We start from the raw sequence: 19784 nt of genomic DNA, 5'->3' as shown, positions 1-19784 counted from the left end.
GTGAGGACATTTAGGGGGAGAAAATGAAGAAAAATAAGAGTGGTATAAACATATTGGATCGATTGATCACTTTAGTAGTTTCATATAGCATAGCATTTTCTATTTTCGCTCTCGCGACAACGGTAGTTGTATATGGAAAATGGTTGTATTATTTTGAAATTGATTTTTTAAATATTCCAGATTTAGCGGATATGACGAAAGATGAAGTTAAGAGAAACTATGACGTGCTTATTACATATTTATCGCCGTTTTATGAAGGTGCATTACAATTGCCAACATTAGATATGTCCACAAATGGACGTATTCATTTTGTGGATGTTAAAAATATTTTAGTAAAGATTCAATATATAATGTATGGAACGATTGTAATTGCTGTATTAGGAGGAGCGTATTTATTAAAAAAGAAAAAAGAAAAGTTTTTACTTCACGGAGCGATTCTTACAATTATTTTTCCAATAGCTCTTACGTTACCAATTGCTATTAATTTTGAAAAGAGTTTCGTATTATTTCATAAGCTTTTATTTAGCAATGATTATTGGATGTTTGATATTGAAACAGATCCGGTTATTTTAATGTTACCGGAAGAATTCTTTATGCATGCTGCATGTGTTATTTTATTATTGATTTTAGGCAGTAGCATACTTTGTTACGGTGTGTATAAATATTTAGTGAAAAAGAAAAGAGTTTCAAAGAAAAAATTCTCTGTTTAAAGAGAATTTTTTTGTTTTCATAGAGATAATATATTTTTTGATTTTGTTCTGTTCTATTCTTGTCCAATTCCACATATTTTGTACTAGTAGTTATAGGGGGGACCGGGATGAAGAGAACATTAATTGGACTGATAGCATTTCTAATTATAATGTTTCCAGTACGTATATATGCTGAAGAGTGGAGTGAACTAACTGGATTGCTAGATGACTCTTTGCAGTTAGTGAAGAAAAAAGAAGATGAGAAGGCAATACAAGTACTGCACCATTTCTCAGAGCAGTTTCTATCAAAGGAAAATGAAAATAATTCAAAAGTAACTCCGGGACAAATTAGAGTCGTTTCTTTAGCATACGATAAGGCGAAACAATCTCTCGCGGAAGATTTAGATAGGCAAGTTAAAGTTGATAATATGTTAGCGTTACAACTTGCTGTTGATGCACAAGTATCTAAATATCAGCCACTTTGGGTGGAAAGAGAAAGAAAGATAATGAATGCTTTTTCTCAAGTAGAAAAAGCGATGGAAAAAGACGATGATGGACAGTTCCAACAGACGTTAAATACACTTTTAAATGAATTTAATATTATTTATCCTAGTTTAATGATTGCCCTGCCAGAAAACGAAGCGCAACGTGTAAATGCACATTTATCTTATTTGGATGAATTTCGTAACGTTATGTTAAAAACGAAAGGTGGACAAATGCAACTAGGGATTATTAAAGGTGATTTGCAAAAAATATTTCATACAGTAAAAAAAGATGAGATTGCTCCCTCTCTCATTTGGTTTATGACAATTACTGGAGGACTTATTTTGTTCACTTTAACGTATGTTGGATGGAGAAAGTATAAAGGGGAGAGAGAGAAGCGGAGAAGTAACTTGCATTCTAAAGATAGATAATGCGTATAAATAAAGATGCGGATTGTAAGGTTTATTTATTGACAACGGTGGAAGAAAAAAATAGAATGAGAAGTACTATAATTAAAACTTCAATGGAGGTTTATGATGTTTTATTTAATTTACTTCGCGATCATTTTGATCATACCGTTGTACGCACAGTCAAAAGTACGTAGTGCCTATAGCAAGTATTCACAAGTCTATTCAACATCAGGTATGACAGGAGCGGAAGTGGCTCGAAAAATTTTAGATGAAAATGGATTGTATAATGTAGCCGTAGAAGAAACGCCAGGTCATTTGTCAGATCATTATGACCCGCGTGTAAAGACGGTTAGATTATCGACAGATAACTATTATGGTCATTCAGTTGCTGGTACAGCTGTAGCAGCACATGAAGTAGGACACGCAATTCAAGATGCGAAAGATTATAATTTCATGCGTGTACGCCATTCGTTAGTGCCAGTTGCTAATTTTGGTTCAAACATGTCATGGGTTTTTGTCCTAATTGGTGTATTTGCACAAATGTCTGGTTTGTTGTTACTAGGAATTATTTTAATGGCAGCAGGTGTTATTTTCCAACTTGTTACATTACCAGTTGAGTTTGATGCATCAAAACGTGCAATGCAACAAATTGAAGCACTTGGTATCGTATCGACAGATGAGTACGGTCAAGCTCGTAAAGTATTAAATGCGGCAGCATTAACATATGTAGCAGCAGCTGCTGTAGCAGTATTTGAATTATTACGTCTCGTATTAATTTATACTGGTATGCAGCGTAGCGACGATTAAAGACTATCAATTATGATAGTCTTTTTTTTGTTTTGTGGATTGAATCTTATAATATGTTACAAATGGAAATAATAGAGAGGATATGGGGTATAGAACTAGTTAAAATAAAGATAAGTATGGAATGATGAAAGAAGGTGACAGACATAGAATATCCAGATCATTTAGTTAAACAAGTGAGGGAGCGTAGTGCTACATACCAATTAGAAGGTTTTTTAAGTGGACAGGGCCCTAGAAATCCGAAATTAATGATTGTTGGAGAAGCACCTGGTGAAACAGAAATTCATAATGGGATTCCGTTTAGCGGGAGAGCAGGAAAGCATTTAATGGAGTTTTTAGAACGTATTCACGTTATAAGGGAAGAAGTATATATTACGAGTGCGGTTCGGAGTAGACCTTATAAATGGAGAGAGAAAAGGGAACGAAATGGCGAAATAATACAGAAAAGGTATAATAGAACGCCAAATCAAGGAGAAATACTTGCCCATGCACCTTTGTTAGATTATGAGTTGGAACTTATACAGCCGCCTGTTATTGTTACACTTGGTAATATTGCATTACAGCGTTTAGTTGGTAAAAATAATAAAATTACGGATGTTCATGGCGAATTGTTAAAGCGACCCGTGCAGCAATTGAAAGATAGTAGCGGTACAGAATTTATATGGACTGAAAAAGAATATAATATATTTCCTACTTTTCATCCAGCTTCTATTTTCTATAATCGGAGTTTGTTGGAGCTCATCTATGAGGATTTGGAGAAACTTAAAAGATATGTAATAAAAAACTAGAAAAGCTAAAGAGCTTTTCTAGTTGAATTTAATTATGTAACGGATTTTTATTTTCATCTAATGTAAATCCTTCGCCAACAACATCGTGTACATCACTTACAGCGACAAAGGCATGTGGATCTACTGAAATAATGATATTTTTTAATTTTACGATTTCATTTTTAGCAACAACACAATATAGTACATTACGTTCTACTTTTGTATAGGATCCAACTGCTTTTAAAAAGGTTGCTCCGCGCTCCATTTCGGATAAAATTTTTGACGCAATTTCATCGTTTTTATCAGAAATAATAGTCGCTCCTTTTGCTGCATATGCTCCTTCTTGCATGAAATCAATAACCTTAGCCCCGATAAAAACAGCAACTAACGTATACATGCCTTCTCGGTATGATAAATATGTAAGAATAGAGATAATGATAACGACGGCATCAAACATAAACATCGTTTTTCCCATACTCCAGCCAACATATTTGTGAGCTAGCCTTGCGATAATATCAACACCGCCAGTAGTCCCGCCGTATTTGAATATAATTCCAAGTCCAATACCGATAAATGCCCCAGCGAATAAAGCAGCCAGTGTCATATCATTTTGCAAGTTTAAATGTAAGTTGAGAACTTCGTAGCGCTGAAACACCCAAAGGAATAAAGAGACGCTAAATGTACCGATTAATGTGTATAAAAATGTTGTTCGGCCGAGTAATTTCCAGCCAATGAAAAATAGAGGGACGTTTAAAATTAAGTTTGTATAGGAAGGATCAAGTGAAAATTTAAAATATAATAATAGCGTAATACCGGTAAACCCACCCTCTGCAAGATGGTTTTCAATATTGATATTTACAATGCCGAAAGAAAAAATAGCGGAACCGATTAAAATGAAAATGATATTTCGAATCTTCAAGTTTGCTTTCATATAGAAATCCCCCTAGTTACGTAATGATGTGGAATTGCTCCGCTTAAACGGTAAGACATAATAATAAGTTATTTCTAGTTGCTAGTAAAAATAGAGAATAGTATAAGGGCCTAATTAGTTCAGGCTGATCTTTTGCAAAAATCACGCAAAAGAAGTTTCACTTTACCCCGCCCCAACGGCTGGTAGAGGGAAAAGCGAAGAAGAAAAGGGCGAACCAGCCGTAGGGACCCGATTGGTTCAGGCTAATCTTTTGCAGAAAAACATTGCAAAAGAAGTTTCACTTTACCCCGCTCAAACGGCTGGTAGGAGATAAAGCAGAGAAGACAGAGCAAACCAGCCGTAAGAGCCCGATTAGTTCAGGCTGATCTTTTGCAAAAATCACGCAAAAGAAGTTTCACTTTACCCCGTCCCAACGGCTGGTAGAGGGAAAAGCGAAGAAGAAAAAGGCGAACCAGCCGTAGGGACCCGATTGGTTCAACTAATCTTTTGCAGAAAAACATTGCAAAAGAAGTTTCACTTTATTATAGTCTATCCCAAAAAGAGTCGTAAATAGTGATATGAGAGAATAATATTTGTCAAATCGCGATGAATTGGCTAACATGAAAGAGGAAGGAATAGAGGTGACTAGTATGGAAGCAAAAACGATGAAAGATATGCAGAAGGAAGTAGATGCATATATCGGTCAATTTAAAGAAGGTTATTTTAGTCCGCTTGCAATGATGGCCCGTTTAACTGAAGAAATGGGAGAGCTGGCAAGAGAGGTTAATCATTATTATGGTGAGAAACCGAAGAAAACGACTGAGAAAGAACGAAGTATTGAGGAAGAGCTTGGAGATGTGTTATTTGTTATGATTTGTATGGCAAATAGTTTAAATATTGATTTAGAAACAGCGCATAACATCGTAATGAATAAATTTAATACACGTGATAAAGATCGCTGGACACGTATTGATGAGGGAGAGAAAGACGCATGAAAGAAATTAAAGTAATTATCGCTGGACCAAGAGGACGTATGGGACATGAAGCAGTCCTTCTAATGGAAAGAACAGGACATTTCAATTTAGTAGCAGCAATTGATTATAAGCATGGCGGAGAGAAAATAGCTGATTTACCTGGAATGCCAGCGCTAGATGCACCTGTTTATGCGGATTTACATACTTGTTTAGATGAAGTAGAAGCAGATGTATTGTTAGATTTAACAACACCAGAAGTTGGAAAGAAACATGTGACACTTGCAGTTGAACGTGGACTTCGATCTGTTATTGGTACAACTGGATTTACTGAAGAAGAACTAAAGCAATTAACAGAAAATGCAAAAGAAAAAGAAGTAGGAACAATTATTGCTCCAAACTTTGCAATTGGTGCAGTTCTTATGATGAAATTTTCACAAATGGCAGCAAAGTACTTCCAAGATGTTGAAGTAATTGAATTACACCATGATCAAAAATTAGACGCGCCATCTGGTACAGCTGTAAAAACAGTAGAATTAATCCGTCAAAATCGTGTGCCAAAAGAGCAAGGACACCCTAATGAAACGGAACAATTAGAAGGAGCACGTGGTGCAAATGTGGATGGTATTCACATTCATAGCGTACGTCTACCAGGGCTTATTGCACACCAAGAAGTAATGTTCGGCGGAGATGGACAAATGTTAACAGTTCGTCATGATTCATTCAACCGTGCATCATTTATGTCAGGTGTAAAACTATCAATTGAAACAGTAATGAACCTTGATCATCTTGTGTACGGTTTAGAAAACATTATCGACTAAAGGGGAGACAACGGATGAAAATTGCCTTAATCGCACATGACAAAAAGAAAGATGATATGGTTTCGTTCGCGTACGCATATAAACCAATCTTTGAAAAACATGAACTTTTTGCAACAGGAACGACAGGACTTCGTATTATGGAGGCAACTGGTTTAGTTGTAACAAGATATCAATCTGGTCCTCTTGGTGGCGATCAAGAAATTGGTGCAATGATTGCAAAAAATGAGATGGATATGGTGATTTTTTTCCGGGACCCACTAACAGCGCAGCCGCATGAACCTGATGTCAATGCGTTACTTCGTTTATGTGATGTATATGCCATCCCACTAGCAACGAATATGGCAAGTGCTGAAATGCTAATGCATGCATTAGAGCGGGGAGATTTAGATTACCGAAAGTTAAGAAAATGAGGGGAACAATTATGAGTGGATTACATATATTAGCGTTTGGTGCTCATGCCGATGATGTTGAAATCGGCATGGCAGGTACCATTGCAAAGTATACGAAGCAAGGCTATGAAGTAGGCATTTGCGATTTAACAGAAGCTGATCTTTCCTCAAATGGAACGGTAGAACTGAGAAAAGAAGAGGCAAAGGCTGCAGCTCGTATTATGGGAGTAAAAACGAGAATTAATTTAGCAATGCCAGACCGTGGTTTGTATATGAAAGAAGAGTATATACGTGAAATTGTAAAGATTATTCGTACATATAAACCAACACTAATTTTCGCACCATATTACGAAGATCGTCATCCAGACCATGCTAATTGCGCGAAACTTGTGGAAGAAGCTATCTTTTCAGCGGGAATTCGTAAATATATGCCTGAACTTCCGCCGCACCGTGTAGAGTCTTTTTATAATTATATAATTAATGGTTTTCATAAACCGAATTTTTGTATAGATATTAGTGAATACCTTTCTAAAAAGGTGGAAGCGTTAGAAGCGTATGAAAGTCAGTTTTCAACAGGGAGTGATGGTGTTAAGACGCCATTAACCGAAGGATACGTTGAAACTGTACTCGCTCGGGAGAAGATGTTTGGGAAAGAAGTTGGAGTGCTGTATGCCGAAGGATTTATGAGTAAAAAACCCGTTTTAATACATGCTGATTTAATAGGGGGATGTAAATGAAATTGAAAATAGGTATTACATGTTATCCTTCTGTAGGTGGTTCTGGGGTTGTTGGGACAGAGTTAGGGAAGCAATTGGCGGAACGCGGGCATGAAATTCATTTTATTACATCGGGTGTACCATTTCGGTTGAATAAAGTGTACCCGAACATTTATTTTCACGAAGTAACAGTAAATCAATATTCTGTTTTTCAATATCCACCTTACGATTTAGCATTAGCGAGTAAAATGGCAGAGGTTGCTCAAAGAGAAAACCTTGATATTTTACATGTGCATTATGCAATCCCTCATGCTATTTGTGCATATTTAGCAAAACAAATGATTGGGGAGCGTATTAAAATTGTTACAACCTTACATGGAACGGATATTACTGTGTTAGGTTCCGACCCTTCGTTAAATAATTTAATTCGCTTTGGTATTGAACAATCTGATGTTGTTACAGCTGTGTCACATTCGTTAATTGAAGAAACAAATGAACTTGTAAAACCAGATAAAGAAATTGAGACGGTATACAATTTTGTAGACGAACGTGTTTATTTCAAACGTGATATGTCTCAATTAAAAAAAGAATATGGTATACGAGAAAATGAAAAAGTATTGATTCATATTTCAAATTTCCGAAAGGTTAAGCGTGTACAGGATGTTGTGCAGTCATTTGCCAAAATTGTAAAGGAAGTAGATGCGAAATTGCTTCTTGTTGGTGATGGACCAGAGTTCTGTACTATTTTACAATTGGTGAAAAGTTTACATATTGAGGAACGTGTCTTATTCCTAGGAAAGCAAGATAATGTTGCAGAGCTTCTTGCGATGAGTGATTTAATGCTACTTTTATCAGAAAAGGAAAGTTTTGGTCTCGTTATATTAGAAGCGATGGCGTGTGGTGTGCCTAGTATCGGAACGAGGGTTGGGGGCATTCCAGAGGTCATTCAACATGGTGAAACAGGATATATATGTGAAGTTGGAGATACAGATGGAATAGCTAAGCAAGCAATTCAACTACTAGAAAATGAAGAACTTCACCGTAATATGGGAGAGCGAGCGATGAAATCTGTATATGAGCAGTTTCGTTCGGAAAAAATCGTTTCACAGTATGAGGCGATTTATTATGACATACTAAGGGATGACAAGAATGGAAAGATTTAAAAAAGCTAGTTCAATTATTGAGATATTAAAACAGTACGGACATGAGGCTTACTTCGTTGGTGGAAGTGTACGCGATCTTATTATCGATAGACCGATTGGAGATATCGATATCGCAACATCTGCTTTACCAGAAGAAGTAATGGCTATTTTCCCAAGACATGTTCCGGTTGGTCTTGAGCATGGAACTGTAATTGTTGTAGAAAATGGTGAACCATATGAGGTAACTACTTTTCGAACAGAAAGCGAATATGAAGATTTTCGGAGACCTAGTAGTGTTCAATTTGTCCGTTCATTAGAAGAGGATTTAAAACGACGTGATTTCACGATGAATGCAATTGCAATGACAGCGGAAGGCGAAATGGTTGATTTATTTGCTGGGAAAGAAGCGATTCGTCTGAAGGAAATTACAACGGTTGGAGATGCGGCAGACCGTTTTCAAGAAGATGCACTGCGAATGATGCGTGGTATTCGGTTCGTAAGTACGTTAGGTTTCTCTTTGGAAATAAAGACGAAACAAGCAATTGAAACGTATGGGCATTTGCTCGAACATATAGCGATTGAAAGAATTACAGTTGAATTTGAAAAATTGTTGACCGGTACATATTGTGTGAATGGTCTTCAAGAGTTAGTAGAAACGAAGCTATTTTCTCACCTGCCATATTTGCAAATGTCAGAAGAAAGACTCTTGAAAGCTACGCAGTATAAATGGGATTCTTTCGAAACAGACGTTGAGGCGTGGGCATTTTTCTTATATTGTATCGGAGAAGAGCATCCATCTGTCTTTTTGCGTCAATGGAAGTTCTCGAATAAAAAGATTAAAGATATTGTAGCGGTTTTATTAGCAATTCGTTCTAGAAAGGAGAAGGAGTGGGATACAATCCTTCTTTATAAAACTGGGATTCGCATCGCTGAGATGGCGGAAAGAGTATATGAAGCGATAATAGAAAGTTATAATAGTGCGTCTGTTAAGCAAGTACAATCATTATTTCATGCATTGCCGATAAAAAATCGTCAAGAAATGAATGTGACTGGTAATGATTTATTAAGCTGGGCAGATAAAAAGCCAGGTCCGTGGGTTGCCGAAATGCTTCAAAATATTGAAGAAGCAATCGTACAAGGAGATTTAGTTAATAAGAAAGAGAATATAAGGGAGTGGCTACAAAGATGCAATCTACTATAAGAAAGCAGTTATTACAAGTTTTTTCTGAAGCAGATGGTGCATTTGTATCTGGTCAAACACTTAGTGACAAACTTGGCTGTTCGAGAACCGCTGTATGGAAGCATATGGAGGGTCTTCGTAATGAAGGGTATGAACTAGAAGCTGTACGCCGCTTAGGGTATCGAATTGCTAGTAAACCAGATAAAGTAACTCCTAATGAGATTCAATTAGGATTACAAACAGAGCGTATCGGTAGAACGGTTTATTTTGAAGAATCGGTTGAATCTACTCAGCATATTGCAGCGAGACTTGCTTATGAAGGCGCAGAAGAGGGAACAATTGTCGTTGCTGAAGAACAAACAGCAGGTAGAGGACGGTTAAGTAGAAAATGGTATTCTCCAAAAGGAACAGGAATTTGGATGAGTATTATTTTGCGTCCATCTATTCCAGTTCATCATGCACCACAGCTTACTTTATTAGCAGCTGTTAGCGTAGCGCAAGCAATTGAAAAATGTACCGGTGTAAACGTAGGGATTAAATGGCCAAATGATATTTTAATTCAAGGTAAAAAAGCTGTCGGTATATTAACGGAGATGCAAGCTGATCCAGATAAAATTAATGCTGTTATTATGGGAATTGGCATTAATGCAAATCAGAAACAAGAACATTTTGATGAGGAAATTCAGCAAATTGCAACTTCATTAGCAATTGAATCGGATAAGCCGATTGTTCGTGCGGAACTTATGCAACAAATTTTCTTGCAACTAGAGAAATTGTATGAAGAGTATTTAAAAAATGGCTTCTCTGTTATTAAAATTCTTTGGGAAAGTTACGCAGTAAGTATCGGAAAAGAAATTACAGCTCGAACGATGAAGGAAACTATTAATGGGCTAGCAAAAGGGATTACGGAGGATGGTGTATTGTTACTTGAGGATCATCAAGGACAAGTGCACCACATTCATTCTGCTGATATAGAAATTAAGTAAAAGAAGTTCCTATTTTGGAGCTTTTTTTGTCATTTAGATACTAATAAATTTCACATACCGTAATAGGAATAGAAAATTATTTTTTCAAAAAAATGTAGCAATTCCTTTTCAGAGTTTGCTATAATTAGTTCGAATATGGGCAGTATCAAAGCGAACTGCACCATTATTTTACGCAGTATGAAAAAAATAATTTGGATTCTGCCTTGATCCAATAATGGACTGGGACAGAGGGATGAATAATGCCGACTAACACACAACCCTTCTGCCCTTTTATGGCCAGAGGGGTTTTTTATATGATTTCGGCCATCTCCTCTCTCCTGCATAAAGGAGGAGTAGTTTTTGAAAACAAAAACAGATTTTTTGAAAATGAAAGAGCAAGGTGAGCCGATTACAATGCTAACGGCGTATGATTATCCATCTGCTAAATTAGCAGAAGAAGCTAAAGTCGATATGATTTTAGTGGGTGATTCTCTAGGAATGGTTGTACTTGGGTATGATTCAACAGTTCCAGTAACTGTAGAGGATATGATTCATCATACGAAAGCTGTACGCCGCGGAGCGAAAGAGACGTTTATTGTAACTGATATGCCATTTATGTCTTATCATATCTCATTGCAAGATACGATGGTTAATGCACGTCGCATTGTTCAAGAGAGCGGGGCACATGCATTAAAGGTAGAAGGTGCTGGAGAAGTTATATCAACTATTCACTACTTAACGAATGCGGGAATTCCCGTTGTGGCGCATTTAGGTTTAACTCCTCAATCTGTAGGAGTGCTAGGTGGGTATAAAGTACAAGGGAAAGATGCTGAAAGTGCAAAAAAATTAATAGAAGATGCAAAGAAATGTGAGGAAGCTGGTGCGATAGCACTTGTGTTAGAGTGTGTGCCAATGCAATTAGCAGAACTTATTTCAGAGCAGTTAACAATTCCGATAATCGGAATTGGAGCAGGACAAAAAGTAGATGGGCAAGTTCTTGTATACCATGATCTTATCTCGTACGGCGTAAATCGTGTTCCGAAATTTGTGAAGCAATATACGTCTGTTCAAGAGGAGATTGTGCGAGGGATTTCGCAATACGTTACTGAAGTAAAGACAGGGCAATTTCCTGAAGAAAAACATTCATTCACAATGAAAGAGGAAGAGTGCTTAGCGTTATACGGAGGAAAACAATAATGAAAATCATAACTACAGTACAAGAGATGCAGCAAATTACAAACAAACTTCGTACAAGTGGAAAAAGTATCGGTTTTGTTCCAACGATGGGGTATTTACACGAAGGGCATGCTACGTTACTACGTAAGGCAAAGGAAGAAAATGAAATTGTAGTGTTAAGTGTATTTGTAAATCCACTACAATTTGGACCAAATGAAGATTTAGATCGATACCCACGTGATATTGATAGAGATGAAAATGTAGCAAAAGAAAATGGTGTTGATTATTTATTTTATCCGAGTGTAGAAGAGATGTATCCAGCAGAACAAACGACAACAGTAGAAGTTGTGAGGCGTACCGACGTATTATGTGGTAAACAAAGACCTGGTCATTTCGCTGGTGTTGCGACTGTACTAATGAAACTATTTAATATTACATTGCCAACGCGTGCTTATTTCGGTATGAAAGATGCACAGCAAGTAGCTGTAATTGAAGGATTCGTAAGGGATTTTAATATTCCCGTTACGATCGTATCAGTTGATATTGTAAGGGAAGAAGATGGATTAGCGAAAAGTTCTCGTAATGTGTATTTATCACTAGAAGAACGCGAAGAGGCTCCTCATTTATACCGCAGTCTATGTATAGCGAAAGAACGAATTGAGGCAGGTGAACGTAATCCAGAAATCATTATGAATCTTGTGAAAGAGCATATTGAGAAGTATACGAAATGCACTGTAGATTATGCTGATTTATATGCATATCCTTCATTAAAAGCAATAGATAAAATTGAAGGAAGAATCATTTTAGCGATTGCAGTTAAGTTTGAACATGTACGATTAATTGACAATATAACATTAATGGGGAAATAAGGGGGAGCATCTATGTTTCGCACAATGATGAGAGCGAAGTTACATCGCGCAACTGTAACAGAAGCAAATTTAAATTATGTAGGTAGTATTACAATTGATGAAGATTTAATGGATGCGGTAAATATTGTAGAAAATGAAAAAGTACAAATTGTAAATAACAACAATGGAGCTCGCTTAGAGACATATGTTATTAAAGGAGAGCGCGGTAGCGGTGTTGTGTGTTTAAATGGTGCAGCTGCAAGGCTTGTACAACCGGGTGATAAAGTTATTATTATTTGCTATGGTTTAGTGGCAGAAGAAAATATTCATAAACAAGAGCCGAAAATTGCAGTATTAGACGATGATAATCAAATTATTGAAATGTTAGGTGCTGAAAAAGCTGGCACGATATTATAAGTAGGAAGGCTATCTCTAATTAAGGAGATAGCTTTTTTGTGCATCTTTTCATTAAGATGAGGTAAAACGTGGTATAGTAACAATATATAATTTTTGTGTTTGATAGGTAAGAAATTGAGGTGTTACATATATGAGTAAGCGTTATGTCGTTGTTGATTTAGAGACGACAGGGAACTCCTGGAAGGATGGGAAGGATAAAATCACCCAAATTGCAGCTGTTGTAGTGGAAGATGGAGAGATATTAGAGATTTTTTCATCTTTTATTAATCCGAAGAGAGAGATTCCCCTATTTATTACAGAATTAACTGGGATTGATGCAGATCTTGTAAAACAAGCCCCGTTATTTCGAGATGTAGCCCCGATGATTGTTGAGCTATTACAAGGTGCGGCTTTTGTTGCACATAACGTTCACTTTGATTGGAATTTTTTAAATGAAGAATTAAGGCAGGCTGGATATACAGAAGTACATTGTCCTAAAATTGATACAGTTGAATTGGCGCAAATTCTTTTGCCGACAGCTGATAGTTATAAATTACGTGATTTAGCTAAGCAGCATGAACTAGAGCACGATCAACCACATCGTGCGGATAGTGATGCTCTTGCAACAGCGGAGTTGTTTTTACAATTTTTAAGTGAAATTGAAAAGTTACCACTTGTCACATTACAATCGCTTTATGAATTAAGTGATGTTTTCCAAAGTGATATAGCTGATGTACTTTCTGAAAATATTTTAAAGAAAATGATGCATGGTAAAGAAATGGCAGAGGAGTATGAAGTGTATCGAAATATTGCGCTTCGAAAGCGGAATTATTCTTTAAGCCTCAGTGAAACATGCGCATCTAAATTTGATGCTTTCTTACATAAAGCAATGGATAAACTTGAATTGAATATGCCAAAGTTTGAAAAAAGAGAAAGCCAACAAATTATGATGAAGGAAATATATACAGCGCTAAGAGATTCTAGGTTTTCACTGATTGAAGCAGGAACAGGTACGGGGAAGACGCTTGCATATTTACTTCCAAGTATTTATTTCGCAAAGAAAAAAGAAGAACCTGTCATTATAAGTACACAAACTGTACAATTGCAACAACAAATACTAGAAAAAGAAATTCCATTATTACAGAAAATAATTCCATTTTCATTTGAAGTGGCTCTTCTGAAAGGAAGAAAGCATTATCTTTGTCTACATAAATTTGAATATGCTTTGCAAGAAGAAGAGAAAAATTATGATATGGCGCTCACAAAGGCAAAAATTTTAGTATGGTTATTGCAAACGGAAACCGGCGATCGTGATGAATTAAATATTCCTGAGGGCGGAAAGTTACTTTGGAACCGTATTTGTAGTGATGCATATAGTCCAGGCGGGATGCAAAGTAACTGGTTTAGTCGTTGTTTTTATCAACGAGCGAAGAATAAAGCATTGTTTGCAGATATTGTTATTACAAATCATGCGTTATTATTTCAAGATTTTTCAAGTGAAGAACCACTGTTTGCTTCATGTGAACATATTATTTTTGATGAAGCTCATCATATCGAGGAAGCGGCGAGTAGAACATTCGGTGAACAGTTCTCATGTATGTATTTTCAATTAGCTTTATCTCGTCTTGGTACGCTAGAAACAGATGATGTGCTTTCCAAAGTATATAAAATGATGAAAAAATTAGAGCAAGCCTCTCGTTCGACTTTCCGTATGGTGAGTCATAGTTTGAAGGAGCTTAAATTTGATGCAGATGAACTATTCCAAATGTTACGTGCTTTCATATTTAAACAAACAAAGCAGGAACAAGGGATGAGCAATATGCCGCTCATTTATCGATATAACACGGAAGTAGAGACAGGTAAGTTATGGGATAGCATTACCGAGTTAACAAATCGTTTTGTATATGATGTAAGAAAATTGGTGACTACACTTGAGAAGCAAGTTGATATATTGCAAAGTAAATTAGAATGGGAGATGCATGTTGTTACAGGTGAATTTATGCACTTAATTGAGTTGTTGAGAAAGATGGTACAATCTTTACAATTACTCATTTTAGAAAAAAATTCATACGTGACATGGATGGAGACTGAAACGAAGGGAACGATTCATTCAACCGTTTTATATGCGCAGCCTGTTCATATTAGTGAAAGATTTGCTGATGAATTTTTAACAGAAAAAAAGAGTGTTATTTTCACATCAGCAACGTTAACAGTTAGTGATTCATTCGACTATATAAAAGAAGAGCTAGGTTTGCATGATTTTGCGCCCAATATATTAAAGGTTCCATCACCATTTCGTTTTGAAGAACAAATGAAATTAATGGTTTCAACGGATGTGCCTTTTATTAAGCAAGCAAGTAATGAGGAATATATTGAATCTGTATCGGCACATATCGCAAAAATAGCGACAGCTACAAAAGGTAGAATGCTCGTTTTATTTACTTCGTATGAAATGTTGAAAGAAGCGTATACGAATTTGAAAAGTGATGATTCATTAGAAGGATATTTATTATTAACACAAAGTGTGAATAATAAGAGCCGAAGTCGCCTCATTCGTAAATTTCAAGAGTTCGACAAATCGATTTTGTTAGGAACAAGTAGTTTTTGGGAAGGGATAGATATACCTGGAGATGCTCTGAGTTGCCTTGTCATTGTCCGCCTGCCTTTTACGCCTCCTAATCAGCCGATGATGGAAGCAAAAGGAGAGTGGCTAAAAAATCAAGGAGAAGACGTATTCGCTAAGTTAGCGCTCCCGCAAGCGATATTACGTTTCAAACAAGGATTTGGTCGTCTTATTAGAACAAATACAGATACGGGAACGGTATTTGTTCTAGATCGCCGTTTGACAAGTTCTTCCTATGGAAAACGTTTTTTACAATCAATCCCAACTGTCCCGCTCTATGAAGGACCTTTAGAAGAATTGTTAGAGCAATTAAAGGAACGACCAAATAAATAAAATTGGAAGAAAAATACGCCTGAAGTACACTTAAACTTCAGGCGTAAAAAATGTGGGTAGGAGGAATTTTATTTTTCTTACTTCTTGTATACAAAATATATTGCTTTTCGATTTGAAACCTTTTTTTGCTGTACATGTCCTGCTATAATAGATGGGTGATGAAGCAGGGGTTGTAAAGAATGTACTCTTATTGTAACCGCATTGCGATCTTCTATAATTAGAAATTTTTGTGTAACGGAGGAGTTTTTTCATGGATAAGAAAATCGAAGTCCTATCAACGACGCGTATTAAATATTCGTCTGACTTGTATAAAATTGTTGATAGCTTGAATCGTACGTTAAAAGAGCAGGACCTCATGTTCGGATTAGCATTAGACGAAAAAGATAAAGAAATAGCTGTATTTACGATTTACAGAACGTAGTGATACAATGAAAAAGTGGATCTTTGCAATCATTATCGTTATCGTTGCTAGCGGAATATATGGGGCGTATGTTTATAATAAAGCGATGGAAAAGAAAATTCCAAAAGAGTCAAAGTCTGTAGAAATTGCGAAAGAAAAGGCAAAGCTTACAAAGGTAAATGCTGTTGATTATTATAACGGAAAATCTTCATATACAGTCGTGCAAGGTGTAGATGAAAAAGGAGAACAAATTATTGTTTGGGTGCCTGATAAAAAAGGAAATGTCCTTGTGAAGAAAAAGAGTGAAGGTATTTCTGAAAAAGAAGCTTTGCAAAAATTGGCTGAACAGGCGACTGGAGAAGGTGCTGAACCTAAGCCGAAGTCAAAACAAATTGTAAAAGTAAAATTAGGTGCTGAAAACGATATTCCGTTGTGGGAAATTACATATATTGATCAGGAAGATCGTTATACGTATTATTATCTAGAAGTTCAAAATGGTGCATATGCTGGACACTACAGCATTGAAAAATAGATGTAGGGGGAACTACAAATGAAATTAGCAAAGCGAGTAGCTGCTTTAACACCGTCTTCAACTTTAGAAATTACAGCAAAGGCACAAGCATTAAAAGCAGAAGGTCATGATGTAATTGGATTAGGAGCAGGAGAACCTGACTTTAATACACCAGAACATATTATGGATGCCGCGCATAAAGCGATGTTAGAAGGACATACGAAGTATACACCAACAGGTGGATTACAAGCGTTAAAACAAGAAATTGTGAAGAAATTTACTCGCGATCAAGGAATTGCGTATGATCCATCTGAAATTATTGTATGTAATGGTGCCAAGCATGCATTATATACATTATTCCAAGTGTTACTTGATGAAGGAGATGAAGTTATCATCCCAACTCCTTACTGGGTAAGTTATCCAGAACAAGTAAAACTCGCTGGTGGTAACCCAGTTTATGTAGAAGGTCTAGAAGGCAATGAGTACAAAATTACAGCAAAGCAGCTGCGTGGGGCAATTACAGAGAAAACGAAAGCAGTTATTATTAATTCACCGAGCAATCCAACAGGGATGATTTACAGCAAAGAAGAATTACAACAGCTTGGAGAAGTGTGCTTAGAACATAATATCTTAATTGTTTCAGATGAAATTTATGAAAAATTAATTTATGGTGCTGCAGAATATACTTCGATTGCCCAGCTTTCTAATGAATTAAAAGAACAAACACTTATTATTAATGGTGTATCTAAATCACATTCTATGACAGGATGGCGCATTGGATATGCAGCAGGAAATAAGCAGCTTATTAAAGCGATGACGAACTTAGCGAGTCATAGTACGTCAAACCCTACTTCAATTGCTCAATACGGTGCAATTGCTGCGTATGCAGGCTCACAAGAACCTGTAGAAACAATGCGTCAAGCGTTTGAAGAAAGATTGAACATTATTTATGATAAATTAATTCAAATTCCTGGTTTCACTTGTATCAAACCACAAGGTGCTTTTTACTTATTCCCAAATGTAAAAGAAGCCGTAGCGTTAGCTGGGTATGATACAGTTGATGAGTGGGCAAAAGCATTATTAGAAGAGGAAAAAGTAGCTCTTGTTCCAGGTACAGGATTTGGTGCACCAAATAACGTTCGATTATCGTATGCGACATCTCTTAAGCAAGTAGAGAAAGCATTAGAACGAATTCATACGTTCATGAAAAGCAAAGTACAGGCGTAATCTTCTGTCTTTTATAGTAAATGGCAAGTAACCTCCCTATATATAGGGAGGTTTTTTTGACGAATTGTGGCAAAAAGAAATGGCTGAAGGTGTGTTATACTAGAGAACGAGGTGTTTGGTGATGAAAAAGAAAATGATGTTACAATGGTTTGAACAGGGAAGCATAGCAATTCCTAAATTGCTTATGATGCATTATAAAAAGCTAGGCTTAAATGAAACGGAATTTATGGTGGTACTTCATGTACACACATTTTTAGAATCAGGTAATTCGTTCCCGACTCCTTCAGAGATTTCAGAGCGGATGACGATAACAGAAATGAAATGTATGGAAGTGATTCAGACATTAATCCAAAAAGGTTTTTTAGCGCTAGAAGGTGGACAAAGATCAGAAGCGATGATGTGTGAAAGTTATTCTTTACAACCACTTTGGGAAAAAATATTGCATTTTTTAATGGATGAATCAATAGAGGAAGAACAGCAAGAAAAAAAGAAACTTCAAGTAAATTTATATACAGTATTTGAAAAAGAATTTGGAAGACCGCTCTCACCGTTTGAATGTGAAACATTAGGAATGTGGGAAGATCAAGATCAACATCATCCGAATTTAATTCAAGCTGCTCTCAGGGAAGCTGTTATGAGTGGTAAACTTAATTTCCGGTATATTGATCGTATTTTATTTGAGTGGAAAAAGAACGGAATTAAAACGATAGAGCAAGCGCAAAATCAAGGCCAAAAATTTAGAGCGAATCAGCAACGTACACAACAAACAACAAAACAAGAAACAAAATTTACTGGGAAAGTGCCTTTTTACAATTGGTTGGAGCAGTAATGTAGGAGGAAAGACATGTTGAATAAAACGCAAATTCGCTATTGTTTAGATACAATGGCGGATATGTATCCAGAAGCGCATTGTGAATTAATTCATGATAATCCATTTGAACTTGTAATCGCAGTGGCATTATCTGCGCAATGTACAGATGCACTTGTGAATAAGGTGACGAAAAACTTATTCCAAAAATATAAAACACCAGAAGATTATTTAAGTGTGTCTTTAGAAGAATTACAACAAGATATACGTTCCATTGGATTGTTTAGAAATAAGGCGAAAAACATTCAAAAATTGTGCCAGATGTTGCTAGATGATTATAACGGGAAAGTTCCAGAAGACCGTGACGAGCTGACGAAGTTATCAGGAGTAGGGAGAAAGACAGCGAATGTAGTTGTTTCGGTAGCTTTTGGGATTCCAGCGATTGCTGTTGATACGCATGTAGAGAGAGTGAGTAAACGGTTAGCAATTTGTAGATGGAAAGATTCTGTGTTAGAAGTGGAAAAGACGTTGATGAAGAAAATTCCAATGGATGAGTGGGGAGTTACACACCACCGTATGATTTTCTTCGGACGTTATTACTGTAAGGCGCAGCGACCACAATGTGAAGAGTGCCGATTACTAGAAATATGTCGCGAAGGAAAGAAACGAATGAAGGGGAAATAAAGGGTGGAGCGAGTTATAGAAATACCGAAAGAGTTTCGGTGCGTACCATTTTTTAAAGAGAGTGCAAATTCGATTACGTATCACACAGACCAATCTTTTGAAGAAATAATACAAAATACTTACTTTATATTTGATATTGAAAGACAATATGAGCCATGGAATGAAATTGAAACAAGTATTCCAGCGGTGTTAAATATATGGAAAAGCAAGCATGAAGAAATTGCTACACTATTTCGGAACAGAAAAAAACAAGAAGCTGAGGGTCCGATGATTCTTTTTGCAGCTCACTTTCTATCGGTTATATATTGGTTAAATGAGCAGCCTGTTCATAGTTTGAACGAGATGCAAGTAAATACGAATAAATTGGAAGTACAACCTGTTAATTTTATGGAGCGATATTCATTTATTATAAAGAAACCGAGTAATTACCATTCATATATTCAATTAGCACAGTTGTATATCGAAATAGAAAAGCTATATGTAAAGAAAATGATAACAAAAAAGAAGTCGGTTTCTCGTTAAGAGAAACCG

At 36.3% G+C, this 19784-nt stretch carries 22 protein-coding genes; 21 read left to right on the top strand and 1 reads right to left on the bottom strand.

All coding sequences use genetic code 11. The annotated features are described in order from the left end of the window. Positions 1 to 23 precede the first annotated feature (23 nt). The 4 genes from lit to ACE38F_RS20260 all read left to right on the top strand — a co-directional run bounded on the left by lit (position 24) and on the right by ACE38F_RS20260 (position 3174). Positions 24 to 710, top strand: coding sequence for a lipoprotein intramolecular transacylase Lit (lit, locus tag ACE38F_RS20275; protein ID WP_215555784.1), 687 nt, complete (start codon positions 24 to 26; stop codon positions 708 to 710). Between the two features lie 107 nt (positions 711 to 817). Next, on the top strand, positions 818 to 1603 hold the full coding sequence (ypjB, locus tag ACE38F_RS20270) for a sporulation protein YpjB (RefSeq protein WP_215555785.1): 786 nt from the start codon (positions 818 to 820) through the stop codon (positions 1601 to 1603). Positions 1604 to 1708: 105 nt separating this feature from the next. Continuing rightward, on the top strand, positions 1709 to 2389 hold the full coding sequence (locus ACE38F_RS20265) for a zinc metallopeptidase (RefSeq protein ID WP_002086606.1): 681 nt from the start codon (positions 1709 to 1711) through the stop codon (positions 2387 to 2389). Between the two features lie 134 nt (positions 2390 to 2523). Continuing rightward, the gene (locus ACE38F_RS20260; protein ID WP_375369780.1) at positions 2524 to 3174 is read left to right on the top strand and encodes a uracil-DNA glycosylase; all 651 of its coding nucleotides are present in this window, start codon (positions 2524 to 2526) and stop codon (positions 3172 to 3174) included. A 28-nt stretch (positions 3175 to 3202) separates the two neighbouring features. Here the strand turns inward: ACE38F_RS20260 and ACE38F_RS20255 are convergent, their stop codons facing one another. Continuing rightward, positions 3203 to 4084, bottom strand: coding sequence for a YitT family protein (locus ACE38F_RS20255; RefSeq protein ID WP_215555787.1), 882 nt, complete (start codon positions 4082 to 4084; stop codon positions 3203 to 3205). A gap of 629 nt (positions 4085 to 4713) precedes the next feature. On the opposite strand from ACE38F_RS20255, the gene ACE38F_RS20250 reads away from it, so the two are divergent. The 17 genes from ACE38F_RS20250 to ACE38F_RS20170 all read left to right on the top strand — a co-directional run bounded on the left by ACE38F_RS20250 (position 4714) and on the right by ACE38F_RS20170 (position 19775). Further along, positions 4714 to 5058 carry a nucleotide pyrophosphohydrolase gene (locus ACE38F_RS20250; protein ID WP_002117709.1) on the top strand — a complete coding sequence of 115 codons (345 nt, stop codon included), beginning with the start codon at positions 4714 to 4716 and terminating at the stop codon, positions 5056 to 5058. Further along, positions 5055 to 5855, top strand: coding sequence for a dihydrodipicolinate reductase (dapB, locus tag ACE38F_RS20245; RefSeq protein WP_375369779.1), 801 nt, complete (start codon positions 5055 to 5057; stop codon positions 5853 to 5855). The genes ACE38F_RS20250 and dapB overlap by 4 nt, the downstream gene beginning before the upstream one ends. A 14-nt stretch (positions 5856 to 5869) precedes the next feature. Then, entirely contained in the window at positions 5870 to 6265 is a 396-nt protein-coding gene (gene mgsA, locus ACE38F_RS20240) for a methylglyoxal synthase (RefSeq protein ID WP_000684753.1), read from the top strand. A gap of 11 nt (positions 6266 to 6276) precedes the next feature. Continuing rightward, a complete protein-coding gene (gene bshB1, locus ACE38F_RS20235; RefSeq protein WP_215555790.1) occupies positions 6277 to 6981 on the top strand; it encodes a bacillithiol biosynthesis deacetylase BshB1 in 705 nt (234 codons plus the stop codon). Beyond that, entirely contained in the window at positions 6978 to 8123 is a 1146-nt protein-coding gene (bshA, locus tag ACE38F_RS20230; RefSeq protein WP_002086596.1) for an N-acetyl-alpha-D-glucosaminyl L-malate synthase BshA, read from the top strand. Before bshB1 ends, bshA begins: the two co-directional genes overlap by 4 nt. Beyond that, entirely contained in the window at positions 8110 to 9303 is a 1194-nt protein-coding gene (locus tag ACE38F_RS20225; RefSeq protein ID WP_375369778.1) for a CCA tRNA nucleotidyltransferase, read from the top strand. Before bshA ends, ACE38F_RS20225 begins: the two co-directional genes overlap by 14 nt. After that, positions 9288 to 10268: a biotin--[acetyl-CoA-carboxylase] ligase gene (locus ACE38F_RS20220; protein ID WP_375369777.1), complete on the top strand. Its 981-nt coding sequence runs from the start codon at positions 9288 to 9290 to the stop codon at positions 10266 to 10268. The genes ACE38F_RS20225 and ACE38F_RS20220 overlap by 16 nt, the downstream gene beginning before the upstream one ends. A gap of 339 nt (positions 10269 to 10607) precedes the next feature. Continuing rightward, a complete protein-coding gene (gene panB, locus ACE38F_RS20215; RefSeq protein WP_215555792.1) occupies positions 10608 to 11444 on the top strand; it encodes a 3-methyl-2-oxobutanoate hydroxymethyltransferase in 837 nt (278 codons plus the stop codon). Next, positions 11444 to 12292, top strand: coding sequence for a pantoate--beta-alanine ligase (panC, locus tag ACE38F_RS20210; protein WP_375369776.1), 849 nt, complete (start codon positions 11444 to 11446; stop codon positions 12290 to 12292). The genes panB and panC overlap by 1 nt, the downstream gene beginning before the upstream one ends. Positions 12293 to 12304: 12 nt before the next feature. Then, positions 12305 to 12688 (top strand): aspartate 1-decarboxylase, encoded by a 384-nt coding sequence (gene panD, locus ACE38F_RS20205; protein ID WP_000490176.1) that lies wholly within the window; start codon positions 12305 to 12307, stop codon positions 12686 to 12688. A gap of 130 nt (positions 12689 to 12818) precedes the next feature. Beyond that, positions 12819 to 15623, top strand: a complete 2805-nt coding sequence (gene dinG / locus ACE38F_RS20200; RefSeq protein WP_375369775.1) for an ATP-dependent DNA helicase DinG — start codon at positions 12819 to 12821, stop codon at positions 15621 to 15623. A gap of 250 nt (positions 15624 to 15873) precedes the next feature. Next, complete coding sequence (locus tag ACE38F_RS20195) at positions 15874 to 16044, top strand: YpmA family protein (protein WP_000358351.1); 171 nt, start codon at positions 15874 to 15876, stop codon at positions 16042 to 16044. A gap of 7 nt (positions 16045 to 16051) precedes the next feature. Continuing rightward, positions 16052 to 16555, top strand: coding sequence for a cell wall elongation regulator TseB-like domain-containing protein (locus ACE38F_RS20190; RefSeq protein WP_215555795.1), 504 nt, complete (start codon positions 16052 to 16054; stop codon positions 16553 to 16555). Between the two features lie 18 nt (positions 16556 to 16573). Next, the gene (aspB, locus tag ACE38F_RS20185; protein WP_375369774.1) at positions 16574 to 17761 is read left to right on the top strand and encodes an aspartate transaminase AspB; all 1188 of its coding nucleotides are present in this window, start codon (positions 16574 to 16576) and stop codon (positions 17759 to 17761) included. A 121-nt stretch (positions 17762 to 17882) separates the two neighbouring features. Further along, complete coding sequence (gene dnaD / locus ACE38F_RS20180; RefSeq protein WP_078181042.1) at positions 17883 to 18590, top strand: DNA replication protein DnaD; 708 nt, start codon at positions 17883 to 17885, stop codon at positions 18588 to 18590. Positions 18591 to 18605: 15 nt separating this feature from the next. Then, positions 18606 to 19253 carry an endonuclease III gene (nth, locus tag ACE38F_RS20175; RefSeq protein ID WP_375369773.1) on the top strand — a complete coding sequence of 216 codons (648 nt, stop codon included), beginning with the start codon at positions 18606 to 18608 and terminating at the stop codon, positions 19251 to 19253. 3 nt (positions 19254 to 19256) lie between these two features. Then, positions 19257 to 19775: a YpoC family protein gene (locus ACE38F_RS20170; RefSeq protein WP_215555798.1), complete on the top strand. Its 519-nt coding sequence runs from the start codon at positions 19257 to 19259 to the stop codon at positions 19773 to 19775. Positions 19776 to 19784: the final 9 nt, after the last annotated feature.

Origin of the sequence: Bacillus altaicus (assembly GCF_042136375.2) — a bacterium.
GTDB lineage: Bacteria > Bacillota > Bacilli > Bacillales > Bacillaceae_G > Bacillus_A > Bacillus_A cereus_U.
Note: the sequence above shows the minus strand (reverse complement) of the source record. Positions and strands in the feature narration are given on the sequence as shown.

Bases quoted from the DNA above. Each gene is read 5' to 3' on its own strand.
- ACE38F_RS20225 (WP_375369778.1), top strand. From the start codon at position 8,110: ATGGAAAGATTTAAAAAAGCTAGTTCAATTATTGAGATATTAAAACAG.
- ACE38F_RS20195 (WP_000358351.1), top strand. From the start codon at position 15,874: ATGGATAAGAAAATCGAAGTCCTATCAACGACGCGTATTAAATATTCG.
- bshB1 (WP_215555790.1), top strand. From the start codon at position 6,277: ATGAGTGGATTACATATATTAGCGTTTGGTGCTCATGCCGATGATGTT.
- lit (WP_215555784.1), top strand. From the start codon at position 24: ATGAAGAAAAATAAGAGTGGTATAAACATATTGGATCGATTGATCACT.
- ACE38F_RS20265 (WP_002086606.1), top strand. From the start codon at position 1,709: ATGTTTTATTTAATTTACTTCGCGATCATTTTGATCATACCGTTGTAC.
- ypjB (WP_215555785.1), top strand. From the start codon at position 818: ATGAAGAGAACATTAATTGGACTGATAGCATTTCTAATTATAATGTTT.
- ACE38F_RS20255 (WP_215555787.1), bottom strand. From the start codon at position 4,084: ATGAAAGCAAACTTGAAGATTCGAAATATCATTTTCATTTTAATCGGT.
- dinG (WP_375369775.1), top strand. From the start codon at position 12,819: ATGAGTAAGCGTTATGTCGTTGTTGATTTAGAGACGACAGGGAACTCC.
- ACE38F_RS20250 (WP_002117709.1), top strand. From the start codon at position 4,714: ATGGAAGCAAAAACGATGAAAGATATGCAGAAGGAAGTAGATGCATAT.
- bshA (WP_002086596.1), top strand. From the start codon at position 6,978: ATGAAATTGAAAATAGGTATTACATGTTATCCTTCTGTAGGTGGTTCT.
- aspB (WP_375369774.1), top strand. From the start codon at position 16,574: ATGAAATTAGCAAAGCGAGTAGCTGCTTTAACACCGTCTTCAACTTTA.
- panC (WP_375369776.1), top strand. From the start codon at position 11,444: ATGAAAATCATAACTACAGTACAAGAGATGCAGCAAATTACAAACAAA.
- dapB (WP_375369779.1), top strand. From the start codon at position 5,055: ATGAAAGAAATTAAAGTAATTATCGCTGGACCAAGAGGACGTATGGGA.
- dnaD (WP_078181042.1), top strand. From the start codon at position 17,883: ATGAAAAAGAAAATGATGTTACAATGGTTTGAACAGGGAAGCATAGCA.
- panD (WP_000490176.1), top strand. From the start codon at position 12,305: ATGTTTCGCACAATGATGAGAGCGAAGTTACATCGCGCAACTGTAACA.
- ACE38F_RS20190 (WP_215555795.1), top strand. From the start codon at position 16,052: ATGAAAAAGTGGATCTTTGCAATCATTATCGTTATCGTTGCTAGCGGA.
- mgsA (WP_000684753.1), top strand. From the start codon at position 5,870: ATGAAAATTGCCTTAATCGCACATGACAAAAAGAAAGATGATATGGTT.
- ACE38F_RS20220 (WP_375369777.1), top strand. From the start codon at position 9,288: ATGCAATCTACTATAAGAAAGCAGTTATTACAAGTTTTTTCTGAAGCA.
- nth (WP_375369773.1), top strand. From the start codon at position 18,606: ATGTTGAATAAAACGCAAATTCGCTATTGTTTAGATACAATGGCGGAT.